Raw genomic sequence first — 1803 nt, 5'->3', positions numbered from 1 at the left:
CGGAAGGCCAAGCGGCTGACGGTGAGTCACGCGTTCCATTCGCCGCGGATGGACGGGATGCTGGAGGCGTTCCGTGAGGTGGCCGAGGGGCTGACGTACGAGGCCCCGCGGATCCCGATCGTGTCCAATCTCACCGGTGCCGTGGTGTCGGCGGAGGAGGTCACGAGTCCGGACTTCTGGGTGCGCCATGTGCGGGAAGCCGTCCGCTTCCTCGATGGGGTGCGGGCTCTGGAGGCCAAGGGTGTCGCTACGTTTGTCGAGTTGGGTCCGGATGGTGTGCTCACCGCGGCGGCGCAGGAGTGTGTGACCGGTGAGGGGGCTGCCTTCGTTTCCGTGCTGCGCAAGGAGCGTGGCGAGGCGGAGTCGCTGACGACGGCCGTGGCGCGGGCGCATGTGCGTGGTGTGGCGGTGGACTGGGCCGCGTTCTTCGCGGGCACCGGAGCCGACCGGATCGACCTGCCGACGTACGCGTTCCAGGGCCGCCGGTACTGGCTGGAGGCCCCTCCGGAGGCGGAGGCGGCGGCACCGGAGGCGTCGGTTGTCAATGTGGTCGAAGGGCGCTTCTGGGAGGCGGTGGAGCGCGGGGACTGGGAGGCGCTCGCCGGTGAGCTCCAGGTCGAGGGTGATCAGCCGCTGAGCGCCGTGCTGCCCGCTCTGTCGTCGTGGCGTCGTGAGCAGCGGGAGCTGTCCACGGCCGACGGCCGTCTGTACGACGTCGTCTGGAGGCCCCAGTCCCGGTTGCCGGGCGGTCCCTCGGGGGTGGCCGCGTTGGCGGGCAGCTGGCTGCTGGCCGTTCCGGCAGCTCATGGGGACGACGCCTGGGTCGCCGCGGTGGCCGATGATCTGACGCGCCGCGGGGTGCGGGTGGTGCGGGCCGAACTGGACGTGGCGGATACCGATGCGGAGCTGCTCGCCGGGCGGCTCGCGTCGGCGGTGGTCGATGGTCCGGTGGCCGGAGTCCTGTCGTTGCTCGGGCTGGATGAGCGTCCGCATCCGGGGCATCCGGCGGTACCCGTCGGCCTCGCGTTGACCGGTGCGCTGGTCGAGGCGCTGGAACAGCGGGACGGCTATGCCTCGGCGCGGGTGTGGTGTGCGACCCGGGGTGCGGTCTCGATCGGTGGTGCGGACCGGTTGGACAGCGTGACGCAGGCGCAGCTCTGGGGCTTCGGCCGGGCCGTGGGCCTGGGTTGGCCGGAGCGGTGGGGCGGTCTGGTCGATCTGCCGGAGTCGCCGGACCGGCGTGCGCTGGACCGGCTCGCGGGTGTGCTCACCGGGATGAGCGGTGAGGATCAGGTGGCGATCCGTGCCGCCGGGGTTTTCGTACGGCGGGTGGTGCGGGCTCCACGGGACGCGGCCGGCGTCGAGCCGTGGACGCCGCGCGGCACGGTGCTGGTGACCGGTGGTACGGGTGCGCTGGGGCGGCAGATGGCCCGCTGGCTGGCCGCTCATGGAGCCGAGCGGCTGGTGTTGCTCAGCCGTCGTGGCCGTGAGGCCCCGGGTGCGGCCGAGATCGTGGCCGAGTTGTCCGGGACCGGTACCGCCGTGACCGTCGAGGCGTGCGACGTGGCCGACCGCGAGGCCCTTGAGGCGCTGGTGGCGGGGCTTGCGGCGGAGGGTGCACCGGTGCGGGCCGTGGTGCACACGGCCGGGGTCTCCCAGGAGCCCGGCACCGACGGGGACCTGTCGGAATTCGCCCGTGTCGTGGAGGCGAAGACGGCCGGGGCGACGCACCTCGACTCCCTCTTCGACGAGTCGTCCGACCCCCTGGACGCCTTCATTCTCTTCTCCTCCATCGCCGGTATC

Annotated in this window: 1 protein-coding gene; it reads left to right on the top strand. The window is 72.5% G+C overall.

Going from position 1 to position 1803, the window contains the following annotated elements; translation table 11 throughout:
• Nucleotides 1-15: 15 nt before the first annotated feature.
• Nucleotides 16-1803 (top strand): SDR family NAD(P)-dependent oxidoreductase (locus NQU54_RS48440; RefSeq protein ID WP_257636634.1); only part of this gene is annotated, 1788 nt, incomplete at its 3' end.

The sequence above is a fragment of the Streptomyces malaysiensis subsp. samsunensis genome (genome assembly GCF_024519315.1).
Classification (GTDB): domain Bacteria; phylum Actinomycetota; class Actinomycetes; order Streptomycetales; family Streptomycetaceae; genus Streptomyces; species Streptomyces malaysiensis.
This window is presented reverse-complemented; position numbering and strand designations above follow the sequence as displayed.